Below are 15805 nucleotides of genomic sequence, written 5' to 3' on the forward strand. Positions count from 1 at the left end.
GCGGTCCGCCCGGCCGGACGCCGTCACACTCCGGCGTGGCGGGTGCGGGCGACCGCCCGGAGCACCCGCCGCGCGGCCCGGTCGACCGGGCCGTCCCCGGCGACCACCACGCCGAGCGCGGGGAACAGCGTGCGCAGGCGGGCGGCCTCGGCCGGGTCGTGCAACACCAGGTGCCCGCCCTCGCCCCGCTCGGCCATCCGCGCGGCGAACTCCCGCGCCCGGCCCTGGTCGTCCACCACGACGTCGGGAACCTCGTGCCCGTCGGCGCGCACCTCGGCGCCGGCCGCCTCGAACGCGGACGCCACCGCCCGCGCGAAGCGGCTCGCGCCGGTGACGACCACCAGGTGGCCGTCGAAATCCGCGGCCCGGGCACGCCGGAGGCTCCGGCTCTCCGGCGCGCCCTCGATGTGCTCGACCAGCTCGGCCGCGCACCGCGCGATCACGTCCGGCCGCTCCCGGGGAATCCAGTGCCCGCCGGGCAGCCGCCGCACCCACAGCCGTGGCACCCACCGCGTCACCTCGGTCTGCAGGGCGGGCGTCACGTAGGGATCGCCGAGCGGGGCGAGCACCTGCACCGGGATCTCCACCGTTCGCGGCCGCGGCCGGGACAGGTGGGCCCCGATGTTGGCCCGGTACAGCTCCAGCCCGTGCACCGCATCCGCCACCGCGGGGCGGCCGGCGGCGCTGCCGGACACCTTCCTGAGCAGCTGCCGGCCCAGGCCGGAGCGCCAGCCCAGCTCGGGCACGAGCGGGATCTGGAAGAACAGGATGTAGGTCGAGTGGAGCAGCTGCCGCAGCGCGGGCGCCCAGCGCGCGGGATTGCGCAGCCGGCTGCGGAACCAGTCGGCGGCGTGGTCCAGGGACGGGCCGGAGATCGAGGTGAACGACGCGATCCGGCCGCGCAGCGCGTCCGAGGTGACGGCGTGCCAGCTCTGGACCGAGCCCCAGTCGTGGGCGATCAGGTGCGCCGGCCGGTCCGGGCTGACTGCCGCGAGCACCGCGGTGAGGTCCTCGGTGAGCCGGTCGAGCCGGTAGTCCGCACGGCGCGCCGGGCGGTCGGACTCGCCGGCGCCGCGCACGTCGTAGGTGACGACGTGGAACCGGGACGCCAGCTCGGCCACCACGCCGTCCCACACCGTGCGGTCGTCGGGGTAGCCGTGCACGCACACCACGACCGGGGCGGCCGGGTCCCCGGTTTCCGCGACCGCGATCCGCGTGCCGTCGCGGGACACCACTCGCCGGACCACGCCGCCTCCTCGCTCAAGCTATTACCCGAAGTAACACCCAGCGCGGTCGAGCATCGACGGCGGCCGGGGCGTTGTCAAGGGCGGCCACGGTGATCATTCCACCCGCGCGAGTGACGCACCAAGGGCGGATGTCCTGTGCTGCAACGGACATCCCTGCGCCGCGGGCGGTTGATCGGTTTTCCGGTGCCGACCAGCGGCAGCGGCTCCGGTGGCGCTGGCGGGTGGTGATCACAAGGTGGTCTGCGTCACAACTGCGGCCCAGATCTGCCGCCGGGCTCCCGGGCATCCGGTCCGCGGGCCGATCACGGTGCGGCCCGGAATCCGTTGACACGAACAGAACCCGGCATCATGAACGTTCGTCGCTTCGCGATCGCCGGGCTGCTGGCCTTCCGTTGTCGTTCGGCGCCGCGGGCATCGCCTCGGCCGACAGCTACGGCTCGTCCAGCGCGTCCGCCGGCCCCTGCGGCGCCGTGATCACCAGCACCGGCGCGGTCGCGGGCCACGACAACGACGGCCGGGATCACCATTGCGCCGCCTACTACGACTCGGTCCTGTCGGCCGGCCCGTACGGGGCCGGTGGCGGGTACACCGTGTCCGGCACCGACGGTCACAGCGCCTTCTCCGCCGGCAAGTGGGCGTGGGCCGGGCCGGGCGGCGCGCACTCCGGGGAGACGCACGCGACCGCCGGTCACCACCACACCCACGACTGGGACGGCAACTGAGGCGGTCCGCAGCGCATCTCGTCCGGCGGTGGCTCCCGCCCGGATGGGGGGCCACCGCTTCCGCGTCCCGCCGATGGCCGTCCGGTGTGGACGGATCGGACCGTCCTCAGTGGACGGCTCAGCCGCCGGCCATGGCGCCCATCACGAGGAACGGTTCGGCGCCCGAGGCCACCGGTGCGGGCAGCGGGGCGTCCGGCTCCTGGTGCGAGAGGTCCTGCTCGCAGGCGAAGAACCGCACGAACGTCCGTCGCTTCCCGGTGCCGTGCTCGCGGATCGTGCCGCACAGCACCGGGTACCGGGCTTCCAGCGCGTCCAGCACGGCGCGCTGCGTCACCGGGCCGTCGAGATCCAGCTCGACCTCACCGTCGATGTGCGCGATGGTGCGCAGGTGCGCTGGCAGGTGAACGCGGATCATGGCAGCGTCTGGACCTCCACCGAAAGGACGGCAGGCAGATCCCGCACGATCGGCGCCCAGGTGTCCCCGGAATCGGCCGAGGCGTACACCTGTCCGCCGGTGGTGCCGAAGTAGATTCCGCACGACTCCAGCGAGTCCACCGCCATCGCGTCCCGAAGCACGTTGACGTAGCAGTTCTCCTGCGGCAGCCCGGCGGTGAGCGGTTCCCACTCGGAGCCGCCGGTGCGGCTGCGGTACACCCGCAGCCGGCCTTCCGGCGGGAAGTGGTGCTCGTCGCTCTTGATCGGCACCACGTACACCGTGTCCGGCTCGTGCGCGTGCACGTCGATGACGAACCCGAAGTCGGTGGGCAGGTCGCCGCTGATCTCGTACCAGTTGCCGCCACCGTCGTCGCTGCGCATGACGTCCCAGTGCTTCTGCATGAACAGCACGTCCGGGCGCTGCGGGTGCCGCGCGATGTGGTGCACGCAGTGGCCCACCTCGGCGTCCGGATCCGGGATCTGGCCCGACCGCAGGCCGTGGTTGATCGGCTGCCACGTCTTGCCGCCGTCCTCGGTGCGGAACGCGCCGGCCGCGGAGATGGCGATGATCAGCCGGTTCGGGTCACGCGGGTCCTGGATGACGGTGTGCAGGCACATGCCGCCCGCGCCCGGCTGCCACTGCGGGCCCGAACCGTGCCCGCGCAGGCCGGGCAGCTCCTGCCAGCTCGCGCCCGCGTCGTTCGAGCGGAACAGCGCTGCGTCCTCGACCCCGGCGTAGACCAGGTCGGGATCGGTCAGCGACGGCTCCAGGTGCCACACCCGGGCGAACTCCCACGGGTGCGGTGTGCCGTCGTACCACTGGTGGGTGCCCGGCACGCCGTCGTAGGCGAACTCGTTGCCCACCGGCTGCCAGGTCTTCCCGCCGTCGTCGGACCGCTGGATCAGCTGGCCGAACCAGCTGGTCGACTGGGAGGCGAAGATCCGGTCCGGATCGGCGGGCGAGCCCTTGACGTGGTAGATCTCCCAGCCCGGGAAGTGCGGCCCGCTCACCGCCCAGTCGGTGCGCCGCTCGTCGGAGGTCAGGACGAACGCACCCTTGCGGGTGCCGACCAGCACGCGAACCCCGCTCATCGCCGCTCCTTCCCACAGCCGGTCACCAGACCCTAGGGAGCGCGGCCGGGGCGCGTCTTCTCCAATCTTGCGGTGTGCCGCCGTCCCCGGTGACCGGTCCGGGTGCGTCAGACCTTGCGCCAGTCGTCGTGGCCGAGGGCGGACGCGCCCTGCGGGCCCATCAGCAGCATGCCGCCGTCCACCACGTAGGACGAGCCGGTCACGTAGCTCGCCGCGGGCGTGGTCAGGAACGCGACCACCGCGGCGACCTCCTGCGCGTGCCCGGTCCGGCCGAGCGGCACCCCCGGGCGCACCTGGTCGTGCGGGTTCACGTCCGTCTGGCCGGTCATCGGCGTGGAGATCTCGCCCGGCGCGACCGAATTGACCGTGATGCCGTACTCGGCCAGCTCCAGCGCGAGCACCTTCGTCAACATGCCCAGCCCGGCCTTCGCCGCGCAGTAGGGCGCCGCGCCGACCTTCGGGGCGTGCTCGTGCACGCTGGTGATGTTCACGATCCGCCCGCCCTGGCCGGCTTCGATCATGTGCCGCGCCGCCCGCTGCGCGCACAGGAACGCGCCGTCGAGGTCCACGCTCAGCACGTGCCGCCAGGTGTCGAAGTCCATGTCCATCGCCCGCTGGCCGGTGCCCGTGCCGGCGCAGTTCACCAGCACGTCCACGCCGCCGAGCGCCTCGGCCAGCTCGTCGATGGCCGCCGCGGCCGTGGGCAGGTCACCCAGGTCCAGGCGGCGCACCTCGGCGCGGGCCCCGGCCTCGCGGACCTGCTCGGCGGTCGCCTCCGCACCCGCGGAGTCGCGGTGCCAGGTGATGCCGACGTCCACCCCGCCACCACCGAGCGCGACCGCGATCGCGCGCCCGATGCCGGAATCGGAGCCCGTGACGATCGCCGTGCGCGGCCGTCCGCCCTGTTCTGCCGGGAGGGGAGCTGTCTGCGTCATGCCCCGCCACCTACCCGCCGCCCGGGCGGCCTAACCCACCGGACCCTCGACCAGGGTGGTGCTCGCGCTGTGCTGCTGACCCGCCTGGTCCAGCCAGGTGAGGGTGACGTTGTTGCCCGGGTGCAGCGTGTCCATCACCGCGGTCAGATCCGTCGCCGACCCGACCGCGCGGCCGTCCAGCTGGGTGATGACGTCGCCGACGACGAGCCCCGCGTCGTCGGCCGGGCCGCCCGGGACCACCTGCTGCACCAGCGCGCCCGGGCCGCCGGCGTCGCTCACCGACACCCCGAGGAACGCCGACGCTCCGATGTGGACGGTGTCCGAGGCGTGGCCCGCCTCGATCTGCCGGGTCAGGGTCAGCGCATCGTCGATCGGGATGGCGAACCCGCTCACCCCGGCGGGCTCACGTCCGGGGCGGCCGAACTGGTAGCCGGTCGAGGCGGCGGTGTTCATCCCGATCACCCGGCCCTGCGCATCGGCCAGCGCACCACCCGAATCGCCCGACTGGATGTTCGCGTCCACCTGGATCAGCCCGGTCAGCTGTTCCGAGCTGCCCGACGACTCGTCCGTCGCGGTGATCGACTGGTTCAACGCCGTCACCTTGCCGGGGGAGACGCTCGGTGCGCCGCCGTCGCCGCCGGCGTTGCCCAGTCCCACCACCGGGTCACCGGCCGCCACCGGCGACGAGTCACCGGTGGTGACCGTGCCCAGGCCGGAGGCGTCCTGCAGCTGCAGCACCGCCACGTCCCGCGTCCGGCTGTAGCCGAGCACCTCGGCCCGGTAGGTGCGGCCGGTGTCCACGTCGGTCGCCTTGATGCTGGTGGCCCCGGCCACGACGTGGTTGTTGGTCAGCACCTTGCCGTCGGCGCTGAGCACCATCCCGGTTCCCGCGGCCTGCTGCCCGGAGTAGCCGAGCGTGGAATAGACGTCGACCAGCCCGGGCGCGACCTTGTCCGTGACCGCCTGCACGTCGAGCGTGCTGCTGCTGGTCTGGCGGTTGTGCAGGGTGCGGTCCAGCGGGGCGGAGGTGCCCCCGGTCGGCAGCGAGTCGCGCCCCAGGTCCCACGCCACGAAACCGAGCGCGACCAGCACCACCAGGCCGAGCGCGCTCAGCAGCGCGCGCGGTCCGCGCCGGCGCCGCCGGGGCGGCTGCGGCGGTGGTGGCGGCGGAGCCCAGGGATCGTGGTGCGGTGGGTAGTAGGTCATGGGTGCCTCTCCTCCGCCGTCCAGTGAACCCCTCCTCCCTGAGATTCGCCTGCGGCGCGACCGTGAAACACCTGAGAGGACCCCGCGTTTGTGAAGTTGACCAAGGGGTACACCGGAGCCGATGCGCAAGGGGACGGCCTTCGCGGGCCTCGCGCTCGCGGTCATGCTCACCGCCTGTTCTGCCGGCTCGGCGTCGAGCTACACGGACAGCGCGGTCGTCTCCGCGCAGGAGGGGCTGGCCGCGGTCGGTACCCTGCACCGCATCATCCAGGCCCACCAGCAGGGCCACCTGTTCCCGACCTTCACCACCGCCGCGGTGGACGACGTGATGGCAACGGCCACCAAAGCACTGGACGATGTGGACAACCAGCAACCGTCCGCGCCCGGCGCCCGGCGGATCTACGACGAGTTGCACCCCCGCCTGCAGGACGCGGTCGCGCAGGCCACCGGGGCGCAGGAAGCCCTCGAGTCGGGCGATGCCGGCCGGATCACCGCGGCCGACACCCAGCTGGTGCGGGTGACCGGCGAGCTGACCGACTTCGTGGAGAGCCACCGATGAAGAAGGCGCTCGCCGTCACCCTGGGCATCCTCACCGCGATCGGCGGGTTCGTCGACATCGGCGACCTCGTCGCCAACGCCCAGTCCGGCGCCCGGTTCGGGATGCGGCAGGCGTGGGTCGTCGTCATCGGCGTGGTCGGGATCTGCGTGTTCGCCGAGATGTCCGGCCGGGTCGCCGCGGTCAGCCAGCGCCCGGTGTTCGACCTGGTGCGCGAGCGGCTCGGCCCGCGCACCGCGATGGCCAACCTCATCGGGTCCTACCTGGTCACCCTGCTGACCCTGACCGCCGAGGTCGGGGGTGTCGCGCTCACCATCCAGCTCGTCAGCGGCCTGCCGCACCTGCTGTGGGTGCCGCTGGCCGCGATCGCCGTGTGGCTCGTGCTGTGGCGGGTGAAGTTCCAGCTGATGGAGCAGGTGTTCGGCGCGCTCGGGCTGGCGCTCGTGGTGTTCGTCGTCGCGCTGGTCGCGCTCGACCCGCCATGGGGCGATTTCGCCCATCACGTCACGCACATCGGCCCGCCGCAGGGCGAGAACTGGGCCACGTGGGGCTACCTGGCGGTGTCGCTGTTCGCCTCGGCCCTGACGCCGTACGAGGTGTTCTTCTTCTCCTCCGGTGGCGTCGAGGAGAAGTGGACGGTGCAGGACCTGATGACCGAGCGCAGCAACACCCTCGTCGGCTTCCCGCTGGGCGGGGTGCTCGGCCTGGCGATCATGGGCTGCGCCGCCACCGTGTTCGAACCGGCCGGGATCCAGGTCAGCCAGCTCAGCCAGACGGCGCTGCCGGTGGCGGTCGCGCTGGGCAAGTTCGGCCTCGCCGCGGTCATGCTCGGGTTCTTCGCCGCCACCTTCGGCGCGGCGCTGGAGACCGGTCTGTCCACCGGGTACTCGATCGCGCAGTACTTCGGATGGCAGTGGGGCAAGATGGTCCGCCCGCGTGAGGCGGCCCGCTTCCACACGGTGATGCTGGTCAGCATCCTGCTCGGCACCGCGGTGCTGCTGACCACCGTCGATCCGGTGCAGGTCACCGAGCTGTCGCTGTTGTTCAGCGCGGTGGTGCTGCCGCTGACCTACCTGCCGATCCTGGTGGTCGCCAACGACCGGGACTACCTCGGCGACCACGCCAACGGGCGAGTGCAGAACTTCCTCGGCGTCATCTTCCTGGTGATCATCGTGGTCGCCGCGATCGCCGCGGTCCCGCTCATGATCATCACGGGAATGGGGCAGTCATGATCCTCGGACAGCCGGACCCGCTGCGGGTCGAGTTCCACCTCCTGGACCGCCAGATCGTCGACGTCGACGGGCACCCGGTGGGCAAGGTCGACGACGTCGAGCTCACCCGCGACGACGACGGCACCTACCGGGTGACCGCGCTGCTGACCGGCCAGTACGTGCTGGGCCGGCGGGTCGGCGGACTGCTCGGCACGGTGCTGTGCTGGCTCGGCGCCCGGCTCGGCGGCGGCCGGGTCGAGCCGTTGCGGATCGGTTTCGACCACGTGCAACGGGTGAGCAGCGACGTGACCCTGTCGCTGCGCGCGGAGGTGCTGGAGGAGCAGCCGTTGGAACGCTGGTTGCGCGACAAGTTCATCGCGCGGATCCCGGGGTCCGGCCATGCCGGAGGATGAGGTCGTGCGGGCCGGCCAGCTGCTCGGCCGCCGGGTCTACGACGCGCGGGGGCGGAAGCTGGGGAAGGTGACGGACCTGATCACCCGCCTCGACGCGGACGGGCAGGAACGGACCGTCGCGGTGCTGGTGAGCCGCGGCCGACGCGGGCGGCTGCTCGGGTACGAGCGGAGCGGCCAGCGCGGGCCGTGGCTGCTCGCGTGGCTGGCGAAGGTCGTGCACCGGGGCACGCGGGAAATACCCTGGTCGGAGGTGCACTGGTCGCGGTGATCGCCGGTCAGCCGAGCCGGACGTCGTTGTGGGTGCTGCCAGGCCCGACCCGGACCGCCTGCCGCACCGGTGCGTGGCTGGCGGCGACCACGGTGTACGTGCCCGGTTCGAGGTCGTGGAAGGCGTAGCGGCCGTCGTCGTCCGCATGCGCCCTGCGGACCACGGTGCCCGCGTCGTCCAGCAGGCTCACCGTGATCCGCGGCCACGGCTGCGGCAGATCGCGCACGGTCACCGTGCCCTGCACGGTCGCCGCGTCGGACAGCTCGACGTCCTGCCGCACGGTCGCGTCGCTCACGGTGACCGCCACCGCCGCGGGCCGGTAGGCGGGTGCGTTGACGGCGAGCGTGTAGACCCCGGCCGGCAGCGCGCCGAAGGAGTAGTCGCCGCCCTGCCCGGACAGGGACGAGCCGACCACCTCGCCGCGGAAGTCGGCCAGCAGCACCGTCGCCCCCATGACCGGGACGCCGGTCGACGCCGAACGGACCACGCCACCGAGCCCGGTCGCGCCCTCCAGCACCAGGTCGACACCGGCGGGGGAGTCGCCGACCGCCACCGTCGCGGCCGCCGGCCGGTACGCCGGGGCCGCGGCGATCACCACGTACCGGCCGCGGCCCGGCACGGGCAGCCGGTAGCCGCCGTCGCCGCCGGTGGTGCCCCGCGCGATCTGCTGCCCGCCGGAGTCCACCAGGGTGACGGCTGCGCCGGTCACCGGATCCCCTCCGGCCGACCGCACCCACCCGGCCACCTCGGCGCCGCGGCCCCGCGGCGGGATCGGCGTGCCGGTCATGACCGCGCCTGCTCGGGCCGGCCCGCGTGCAGGGCGTGCAGGTCGATGTCGACGGTCGCCGACTCGCCACCGGTGAGGTCCACCTGCCGCACCGCGGGTTCGAACAGGCTGGTCACCACGCTGTAGTCGCCGGGCGGGAGGCCGGTCACCTCGTAGCCGCCCAGCTCGTCGCTCACCGCGGTCGCGGCGAGCTCGCCCGCGGCCGTGCTGACCTCGACCCGCGCGCCGGGAACCGGACGGCCGTCCGGGCCGGTGACCGTGCCGTGCAGCGTGCCGGCGGCCTGGACGAGCAGGTCGGCCACGGCGGGCTCGGTGCCGGACACCACGACCGTGGCGGCCGCCGGCCGGTGCCCGTCCAGGTGCGCGGTCACCGTGACCTCCCCGGCGGGCAGGCCGGTGAGCTGGAACGTGCCGTCGGCGAGGGTGAGCGTCCGGCCGAGCACCTGACCGTCGCCGCCGGTGGCGACCACGGCGGTGTCCCCGGCGCCGGCGCCGCCGGGGGAGAGCCGGACGATGCCGGTCACCGTGCCGCCACCGGCCACCACGAAGTCACGCACCGCGCCCGACCCGGTCACGGTCACCGCGGCCGCCTCCGGCCGGAACCCGGGTGCGGTCACGATCACGGTGTAGGTGCCCGGCGGCAGCCCGGACACGACGTAGCCGCCGTCGGCGCCGGCCCGGGTGCGCCCGGCCTGCGTGCCGTCCGGGCCCGTCACGGTCACCACCCCGCCGGGCGGCGCGCTGCCGCCGGCGGTGCGCAGACGGCCGGAGATCCGGCCCGGCCCGGCCGCCCCGGTTTCGTCGCCGGTCACGTCGACGACCTCGCCCGCGGCGGCGGCCAGCTCGGAACCGGCCGTTTCGTGCGGCTGCCCCGGCGCGGTCTTGGGCGACCGCCCGGTGAACCAGGACGCGGCCGCGGCCACCACCGACGCGATGATCGCGAACCAGAACGCCGCGGTCAGGCCGTCGGCGAACGGGCCGGAGATCAGCTGCGGGAAGAAGCTGCGCCCGGTGAGGTACGCGGCCTGGTCGGGCGGCAGGGTGGGCAGCACACCGCCGAGGAGCTGTTCGATCGGGTTGTAGCCGAGGAAGGCGGCGAACAGCACGCCGACCGGTGGCAGCACGGCGATCTGGTTCGCGTCCGCGGTGGGCACGCCGTGCGCGGTCAGGCCCTGCGCCATCGCCGAGGGCAGGTGGTCGGCGAGCCCGGCGATCATCAGGCTGAAGAAGAAACCGATCGACAGCACCATCGCCGAGTTCTGGAACGTGGCGGTCATGCCGGCGCCGGCGCCGCGCGCGTTGTTCGGCAGGCTGTTCATCACCTCGGCCCGGTTGGGCGAGGTGAACAGGCCCATACCGAGCCCGTTGAGCAGCAGGATCGCGGCGAAACCCCAGTAGTTGAAGTTCACCGGCAGGACCTCGAGCAGGATGAAGCTGACCGCGGTGAGGAGCATCCCGCCGGTGGACAGCAGCCGGCCGCCGATGCGGTCGGAGATGATGCCGGACACCGGCGCGGCGATCAGGAAGCCGACCGTCAGCGGCAGCATGTAGATGCCCGCCCACAACGGGGTCTGCTCGAAGCTGTACCCGTGTTGCGGCAGCCAGATGCCCTGCAGCCAGATGATCAGCACGAACTGCAGGCCACCGCGGCCGAGCGAGGCGAGCAGGTTCGCCAGGTTGCCGAAGGTGAACGCGCGGATCTTGAACAGCCCGAGGTTGAACAGCGGGTTCGCCACCCGCGTCTCGATGAGGCAGAAGATCAGCAGCACCACAACGCCGCCGATGAGGCAGGACAGTACGAACGGGCTCGTCCAGCCCATGGTGTGCCCGCCGTAGGGCTGGATGCCGTAGGTGATGCCGACGAGCACGGCGATGAGACCGACCGCGAAGGTCAGGTTCCCCCACCAGTCCATCCGGGCGCGGTGCCGTTCGCTGGTGTCCTTCAGCTTCAGGTAGGCCCAGATGGTGCCGAACACGCCGAACGGCACGGACACGAGGAAGACCAGCCGCCACTCGACCGGGCCGAGCAGCCCGCCGATCACCAGGCCGAGGAACGAGCCTGCGATGGCGGCGACACCGTTGATGCCCAGCGCCATGCCGCGCTGGTGCTTGGGGAAGGCGTCGGTGAGGATCGCGCTGGAGTTCGCCATCAGGAACGCGCCCCCGATGCCCTGCACGATCCGCCAGGCGATCATCCAGATCGCCGCGGCGCCCCCGCTCATCCAGGTGACCGCCAGGAAGATCGACGACACCGCGAACACGGCGAAGCCCAGGTTGTACATCCGGACCCGGCCGTACATGTCGCCCAGGCGCCCGAACCCGACCACCAGCACCGCGGTGACGACGAGGAAGCCCATCATCATCCACAGCAGGTAGCTGGTGTTCGACGGTTCGAGCGGGTTGATGTCGATGCCGCGGAAGATGTCGGGCAGGGCGATCAGCACGATCGAGGAGTTGATCGTGGCCATCAGCATGCCCAGCGTGGTGTTGGACAGCGCGATCCACTTGTAGTGCGGACCGAGCGCCGGGGGCCGGTGCCGGGGGGTACCCGCTTGCGTCTGCGGGGCAGACTGCACTTCCATCACTCCAACCAGGGGAAGTCCGTCGCCAGTGACCGATCCGGAAAAATTAGTTGACCTATGCTAACTGATTTTCCGCGGATCGAGTGAGAGCGCTCGCGGGTTTCGGCCCCGTGATCCCGGTCGCATCAGCCTGGCGCAATCCGGAAAAATCTGATGACACCGCCACTAAACGGACCCGCCCAGCAAACCCGCCGCCCGGACCGGCAAACACGCCGCCCGCTCCGGCGAACACGCCGCCGGGAGCGGCGAACACGCCGCCCGGACCGGCAAACACGCCGCCCGGACCGGCAAACACGGCGCGGGGAGCGGCAAACACGGCGCAACCGGCGTGTTTGCCCGTGGGCGCGGCGTGTTTGCCCTTGCGGGCGGCGTGTTTGCGTGTGCGGGCGGGGGCGCCGCGGGCGGGGGCTCAGGAGCGGGTGCGGGCGAGCAGGATGTCCCGGGTCAGTTCGAGCTGCCCGTGGTGCTGGGCGAGTTCCTCGAGGACGTGCACCAGGGCGGCGCCCTGCCGCTGCCCGATCGGGGTGCCGGCGTACCGGGCCGGGACGTCGCCGCGCGGCGGGGCGGCGAAGTCGGCGGCCGCGATGTCCCGCCGCAGCTGGTCCTTGGCCTGCGCGACCCGGTCGAGCAGGGGCGCGACCGGTCCCGAGGAGGTGAACTCGGCCTCGCGATCCCGGTCCACGGTGCGTCCCGCGACGACGTGACCGGCCCAGGCGGCCATCACCCCGAGGCAGTGGGTGACGATCGCGTACGGCGAGTTGGCGCCGGGCAGGTCCGGCCGGGTGTTGGCGAGCTCGTCGCCGAGCGCGGCGAGGATCGCCGTCATGCCGTCGAGCGCGCGGTCGGTGAAGTACAGGAAGGTCTCCTCGTCCAGCATGATCGTCATTGTCCGGGAAGCGCCGCGCGCACGGCGACCGGAGCCGGATCGCATCGGCCGCCGCCGACGGGTTCCGGCGCTACCGTCCGGACATGAGCTTCGCCGACCTGCACCGCACCGGAAACCCCCTGCTGCTGCCCAATGCCTGGGACCACGCCTCCGCCGCCGTCCTGGCCGCCGACGGGTACCCGGCCATCGGCACGACCAGTCTGGGCGTGGCCGCCGCGGCCGGTCTTCCCGACGGAACCGGTGCGGCCCGGGACGAGACGATCACGCTGGCCCGCCGCCTGACGCGACTGCCGTGCCACGTCAGCGTCGACATCGAGGGCGGGTTCTCGGCGGATCCCGGTGAGGTCGCGGCGCTCGGCGCCGAACTGGCGGCGCTCGGCGTCGCCGGGGTGAACATCGAGGACGGCCGGGACAACGGCCGCCTCGCCGATCCCGTCCACCAGCAGGAGCTGATCGCCGCGCTGAAGGCGGCGGCGCCCGGCCTGTTCGTCAACGCGCGCACCGACACGCACTGGCTCGGCACCGGCGAGGACCCTCTTCTGCGTGTCCGGGCCTACCAGGAGGCAGGCGCGGACGGGGTGTTCGTGCCCGGCCTGACGACGGAGGCCGAGATCGCCGCCGTGGTCGCCGCGGTCGAGGTCCCGGTGAACATCCTCTACGCCGCCGGCGGCCCGGGCATCGAGCGGCTCGGGCACCTCGGTGTGCGCCGGGTCAGCCTCGGTTCCCTGCTGTTCCGGGCGGCCTTGGCCGCGGTGCGCCGGACCGCCCACGCGGTGGCGCACGGCGCCGGGGTCCCGCCCGTGCCGTCCTACGCCGAGGTGCAGGCCCTCAGCTCGCCCGGAACAGCCGCCGCACCACCACGGCCAGGATCAGCAGCAGGGCCGCGGTGAACCCCAGCAGCGCCACCCGCAGGTCGAGGATCTGCGTGGCCACGCCGAGCGCGAGGACCGGCACCGCGAGCCCGGTGTAGGCGGCGAGGAACAGCCCGGCCAGGGCCTCGCCGCGGCTCTCCCGGGAGGCCAGGCCGAGCACGACTCCGACACTGCCCTTGAAGCCCGCGCCCGCCCCGGCACCGGCGAGCACCGCGCCGACCAGGAACAGCGCGAGGCTCGGCAGCCAGACCGCCACCGTCACCAGCACCAGCCCCACCGTCAGCAGGATGAGCCCGATGGCGAGCAGCCGGTGCAGCTCCGTGCGCGCCAGCACGATCTGCGCCACTGCGGCGGCGCCGAACACGGCGAACACGCTCACCCCGGCCAGGGCGTGCGAGTGCTGGTGCAGCGTGTTCGCCAGGAACCCGGGCGCGAGCGAGGTGAACAGCCCGAACACCGCGAACTCCGCGAGCGCGGCCGCCCCCGCCGCCAGGTAGCGCGCCCGCGCGTGTGGCGGCACGGACACGCGCTGCGGGCGGTAACGCACCCGGGTCGCGGTGACCGTTTCCGGGGACAGCGCCACGGCGAGCGCGCCGAGCAGCATCAGCACCTGGAACACCAGGTAGGGCACGTGCAGCGGGTCCGGAACGTATTCGGCCAGCAGCCCGGCCACGAGCGGGCCGAGTCCGATGCCGCCGAGGTTGGCGGCCGTCGCGACCACGTCGGCCCGGGTGCGGGAGGCACCCGGCCGCGCGGCGAGGTGCAGCTCGGTCAGGTGCGCGGTGGCGGTGGCGGTGAGCATGCCGATGCTGATGCCGGACAGCACCCGCGCCACGAGCAGCGCGGGCACCGACGTCCAGATCAGGAACACCACCCCCGCTGCCACGTTGATCAGCACCGCGGGCACCAGCACCCGGCGGCGGCCCAGCCAGTCGGACACGTGGCCGGCCAGGAAGAGGCTCGCGATCACGCCGAACGCGTAGGCGGCGAACACGAGGGTGACGGTGAACGGGCCGAAGCGGTCCTTCGCCTGGTAGAGCACGTAAAGCGGGGTGGGGGCGGCGGAGAACCCCATGGTCACGGCGAAGGTGCAGGCGACGAACCAGAATCCGGCGCCGTGCCGGCGGGCCGCGGCGGACCGGGCGGACTGAGTGGTCACGATCCGAGGATGCGCCCGCCCAGGCCATCGCGTCCAACGAATGTTTTCGCTCGTAGCCATCTCGGAGTTAGATAGGTGGGGTGGAACTGCGACAGCTGGCGTACTTCGTCGCGGTGGCCGAGGAGCTGAGCTTCACGCGCGCGTCGCGGCGACTGCGGGTGGTGCAGTCGGCGGTGTCGACCGCCGTGCGCGCCCTCGAGCGGGAGATCGGTGCCGAGTTGTTCGACCGGGACAGCCGGCGCGTCGCCCTGACGGCTGCGGGCGCGGCGATGCTGCCGGAGGCGCGCACCGCCCTCGCGGCAGCGCGCGCGGCGGCGCAGGCGGCCGCCGGGGCCGGTGGTGAGGTGCGGGGCGTGGTCACGATGGGCACGATCCTGTCGACCGGCCGGGTGGACGTGCCCCGCCTGCTCGGCCGGTTCTCGCGCCACCACCCGCAGGCCGCGGTGCGGTTGCAGTACTCGCCGTCCGGCTCCGCCGGGCACGTGCGCGCAGTGCTGGACGGCAGCATGGACCTGGCGCTGGCGTCGCTGCCGGGCCGGGTGCCCGCCGGTCTGGCGCAGGAGGTCGTCGCGCAGGAGAACCTCGTTCTGCTGGCTGCGCCGGGCCATCCGGTGGCGGGGCGGGCCGCGGTGCGGCTCGCCGATCTCGCCGATGAGTCCTTCGTGGACTTTCCGGTGGGCTGGGGGAACCGGACGGTCGTGGACCGCGCCTTCGCGGAAGCCGGACTGTCCCGGCAGGTGGCGCTGGAGGTGTCCGACTACGACACCGCCCGCGCCCTCATCGCCCAGGGCCTGGGAGTGGGTTTCGTGCCGGAAGGTGCGGCGGGGCGGCTGGCGGAGGTGGTGGCGGTGGCGCTGGCCGAACCCCTGCGGTGGTCGGTGTCGGTGGTGCACTCGGCGGTGCGGCCGCTGTCTCCCGCGGCGGCGGCGCTGCTGCGGGAGGTCCGCGCCGAGCTGGAGCCCTGAGGCGTGTTCCGCGACAGGGCGGCCGGGGGGGGGGGCGGTCTAGTGCGCGGCTTCCAGGTTGCCGGCCATCGCGGCCAGCGTGCGGACGGTGTCGGCGTACTGCTGGTCCGTCAGCCCCTCGAGCGTGCGGGCACGGAAGCGCTGCACGTGCTCGGCGATCTCGGTGTGCGCGGCGCGGCCGGCTTCGGTCAGCGCGCCGTCCGGCGTGGTCCAGCCCCGGGCCACCAGGTCGGCGCGGGCTTGCCCGGCGCCTTCGAACACCTCCAGCACGTCCGCGCCGTAGCGCGGGGCGTTCAGCGCCTGCCAGTGCCGCCGGGTCAGGCCGTGGCCGGCGAGCAGCTCGTCGAGGCCGGTCTCCAGCAGGGTGTGCAGGTGCCGGAGCCAGAATCCGATCGGACGGTCGAGAGGGTCCACCACGACTCCCATGTAAAGTTACATGTACTTGTCGTTGACCATAGATGAGGGCGGA

General features: G+C 73.1%; 17 protein-coding genes. 7 read left to right on the top strand and 10 right to left on the bottom strand.

All coding sequences use genetic code 11. The features are described from left to right. Positions 1–23 precede the first annotated feature (23 nt). Positions 24–1247, bottom strand: a complete 1224-nt coding sequence (locus FHX46_RS12005) for an alpha/beta fold hydrolase (RefSeq protein WP_313886101.1) — start codon at positions 1245–1247, stop codon at positions 24–26. Between the two features lie 392 nt (positions 1248–1639). Between FHX46_RS12005 and FHX46_RS12010 the strand changes: the two genes are divergently transcribed. After that, positions 1640–1969: a hypothetical protein gene (locus FHX46_RS12010; RefSeq protein WP_243871260.1), complete on the top strand. Its 330-nt coding sequence runs from the start codon at positions 1640–1642 to the stop codon at positions 1967–1969. A 118-nt stretch (positions 1970–2087) separates the two neighbouring features. Here the strand turns inward: FHX46_RS12010 and FHX46_RS12015 are convergent, their stop codons facing one another. From FHX46_RS12015 to FHX46_RS12030, 4 genes are all read right to left on the bottom strand, one after another. Continuing rightward, positions 2088–2384, bottom strand: coding sequence for a MoaD/ThiS family protein (locus FHX46_RS12015; protein WP_167113356.1), 297 nt, complete (start codon positions 2382–2384; stop codon positions 2088–2090). Then, entirely contained in the window at positions 2381–3496 is a 1116-nt protein-coding gene (locus FHX46_RS12020; RefSeq protein WP_167113358.1) for a WD40/YVTN/BNR-like repeat-containing protein, read from the bottom strand. Before FHX46_RS12020 ends, FHX46_RS12015 begins: the two co-directional genes overlap by 4 nt. A 107-nt stretch (positions 3497–3603) precedes the next feature. Continuing rightward, positions 3604–4431: an SDR family oxidoreductase gene (locus FHX46_RS12025; RefSeq protein WP_167113360.1), complete on the bottom strand. Its 828-nt coding sequence runs from the start codon at positions 4429–4431 to the stop codon at positions 3604–3606. A gap of 30 nt (positions 4432–4461) precedes the next feature. Continuing rightward, positions 4462–5637: a S1C family serine protease gene (locus tag FHX46_RS12030; RefSeq protein ID WP_243871261.1), complete on the bottom strand. Its 1176-nt coding sequence runs from the start codon at positions 5635–5637 to the stop codon at positions 4462–4464. 121 nt (positions 5638–5758) lie between these two features. Here FHX46_RS12030 and FHX46_RS12035 point away from each other — a divergent pair, with 121 nt between their 5' ends. Genes FHX46_RS12035 through FHX46_RS12050 form a run of 4 tightly spaced genes read left to right on the top strand, consistent with a single transcriptional unit; the run spans position 5759 to position 8085 of the window. Beyond that, positions 5759–6196, top strand: coding sequence for a hypothetical protein (locus tag FHX46_RS12035; RefSeq protein WP_167113364.1), 438 nt, complete (start codon positions 5759–5761; stop codon positions 6194–6196). Next, positions 6193–7425: an NRAMP family divalent metal transporter gene (locus tag FHX46_RS12040; RefSeq protein WP_167113366.1), complete on the top strand. Its 1233-nt coding sequence runs from the start codon at positions 6193–6195 to the stop codon at positions 7423–7425. Before FHX46_RS12035 ends, FHX46_RS12040 begins: the two co-directional genes overlap by 4 nt. Further along, positions 7422–7817, top strand: a complete 396-nt coding sequence (locus FHX46_RS12045; RefSeq protein WP_167113368.1) for a hypothetical protein — start codon at positions 7422–7424, stop codon at positions 7815–7817. Before FHX46_RS12040 ends, FHX46_RS12045 begins: the two co-directional genes overlap by 4 nt. Continuing rightward, positions 7804–8085: a PRC-barrel domain-containing protein gene (locus FHX46_RS12050; protein WP_167113370.1), complete on the top strand. Its 282-nt coding sequence runs from the start codon at positions 7804–7806 to the stop codon at positions 8083–8085. Before FHX46_RS12045 ends, FHX46_RS12050 begins: the two co-directional genes overlap by 14 nt. A 7-nt stretch (positions 8086–8092) precedes the next feature. Here the strand turns inward: FHX46_RS12050 and FHX46_RS12055 are convergent, their stop codons facing one another. From FHX46_RS12055 to FHX46_RS12065, 3 genes are all read right to left on the bottom strand, one after another. Continuing rightward, positions 8093–8872 carry an MSCRAMM family protein gene (locus FHX46_RS12055; RefSeq protein ID WP_167113372.1) on the bottom strand — a complete coding sequence of 260 codons (780 nt, stop codon included), beginning with the start codon at positions 8870–8872 and terminating at the stop codon, positions 8093–8095. Further along, positions 8869–11454 carry an MFS transporter gene (locus FHX46_RS12060; RefSeq protein WP_167113374.1) on the bottom strand — a complete coding sequence of 862 codons (2586 nt, stop codon included), beginning with the start codon at positions 11452–11454 and terminating at the stop codon, positions 8869–8871. Before FHX46_RS12060 ends, FHX46_RS12055 begins: the two co-directional genes overlap by 4 nt. A 409-nt stretch (positions 11455–11863) precedes the next feature. Next, positions 11864–12331 (bottom strand): mycothiol transferase, encoded by a 468-nt coding sequence (locus tag FHX46_RS12065; protein WP_167113376.1) that lies wholly within the window; start codon positions 12329–12331, stop codon positions 11864–11866. A 92-nt stretch (positions 12332–12423) separates the two neighbouring features. On the opposite strand from FHX46_RS12065, the gene FHX46_RS12070 reads away from it, so the two are divergent. Further along, on the top strand, positions 12424–13230 hold the full coding sequence (locus tag FHX46_RS12070) for an isocitrate lyase/PEP mutase family protein (RefSeq protein ID WP_167113378.1): 807 nt from the start codon (positions 12424–12426) through the stop codon (positions 13228–13230). Here the strand turns inward: FHX46_RS12070 and FHX46_RS12075 are convergent. Further along, positions 13169–14371: an MFS transporter gene (locus FHX46_RS12075; RefSeq protein WP_313886102.1), complete on the bottom strand. Its 1203-nt coding sequence runs from the start codon at positions 14369–14371 to the stop codon at positions 13169–13171. The two genes, FHX46_RS12070 and FHX46_RS12075, sit on opposite strands and share 62 nt — an antisense overlap. 80 nt (positions 14372–14451) lie before the next feature. Here FHX46_RS12075 and FHX46_RS12080 point away from each other — a divergent pair, with 80 nt between their 5' ends. Further along, positions 14452–15336: a LysR family transcriptional regulator gene (locus FHX46_RS12080; RefSeq protein ID WP_313886103.1), complete on the top strand. Its 885-nt coding sequence runs from the start codon at positions 14452–14454 to the stop codon at positions 15334–15336. Between the two features lie 39 nt (positions 15337–15375). Here FHX46_RS12080 and FHX46_RS12085 read toward each other — a convergent pair whose 3' ends face one another. Next, a complete protein-coding gene (locus FHX46_RS12085) occupies positions 15376–15750 on the bottom strand; it encodes a hypothetical protein (protein ID WP_167113382.1) in 375 nt (124 codons plus the stop codon). Positions 15751–15805: the final 55 nt, after the last annotated feature.

Source organism: Amycolatopsis viridis, assembly GCF_011758765.1.
Taxonomy (GTDB): Bacteria; Actinomycetota; Actinomycetes; order Mycobacteriales; family Pseudonocardiaceae; genus Amycolatopsis_E; species Amycolatopsis_E viridis.

Coding starts and splice junctions, on each gene's coding strand:
- FHX46_RS12015 (WP_167113356.1), bottom strand. CDS start 2,384: ATGATCCGCGTTCACCTGCCAGCGCACCTGCGCACCATCGCGCACATC.
- FHX46_RS12020 (WP_167113358.1), bottom strand. CDS start 3,496: ATGAGCGGGGTTCGCGTGCTGGTCGGCACCCGCAAGGGTGCGTTCGTC.
- FHX46_RS12025 (WP_167113360.1), bottom strand. CDS start 4,431: ATGACGCAGACAGCTCCCCTCCCGGCAGAACAGGGCGGACGGCCGCGC.
- FHX46_RS12030 (WP_243871261.1), bottom strand. CDS start 5,637: ATGACCTACTACCCACCGCACCACGATCCCTGGGCTCCGCCGCCACCA.
- FHX46_RS12035 (WP_167113364.1), top strand. CDS start 5,759: ATGCGCAAGGGGACGGCCTTCGCGGGCCTCGCGCTCGCGGTCATGCTC.
- FHX46_RS12040 (WP_167113366.1), top strand. CDS start 6,193: ATGAAGAAGGCGCTCGCCGTCACCCTGGGCATCCTCACCGCGATCGGC.
- FHX46_RS12045 (WP_167113368.1), top strand. CDS start 7,422: ATGATCCTCGGACAGCCGGACCCGCTGCGGGTCGAGTTCCACCTCCTG.
- FHX46_RS12050 (WP_167113370.1), top strand. CDS start 7,804: ATGCCGGAGGATGAGGTCGTGCGGGCCGGCCAGCTGCTCGGCCGCCGG.
- FHX46_RS12055 (WP_167113372.1), bottom strand. CDS start 8,872: ATGACCGGCACGCCGATCCCGCCGCGGGGCCGCGGCGCCGAGGTGGCC.
- FHX46_RS12060 (WP_167113374.1), bottom strand. CDS start 11,454: ATGGAAGTGCAGTCTGCCCCGCAGACGCAAGCGGGTACCCCCCGGCAC.
- FHX46_RS12065 (WP_167113376.1), bottom strand. CDS start 12,331: ATGCTGGACGAGGAGACCTTCCTGTACTTCACCGACCGCGCGCTCGAC.
- FHX46_RS12070 (WP_167113378.1), top strand. CDS start 12,424: ATGAGCTTCGCCGACCTGCACCGCACCGGAAACCCCCTGCTGCTGCCC.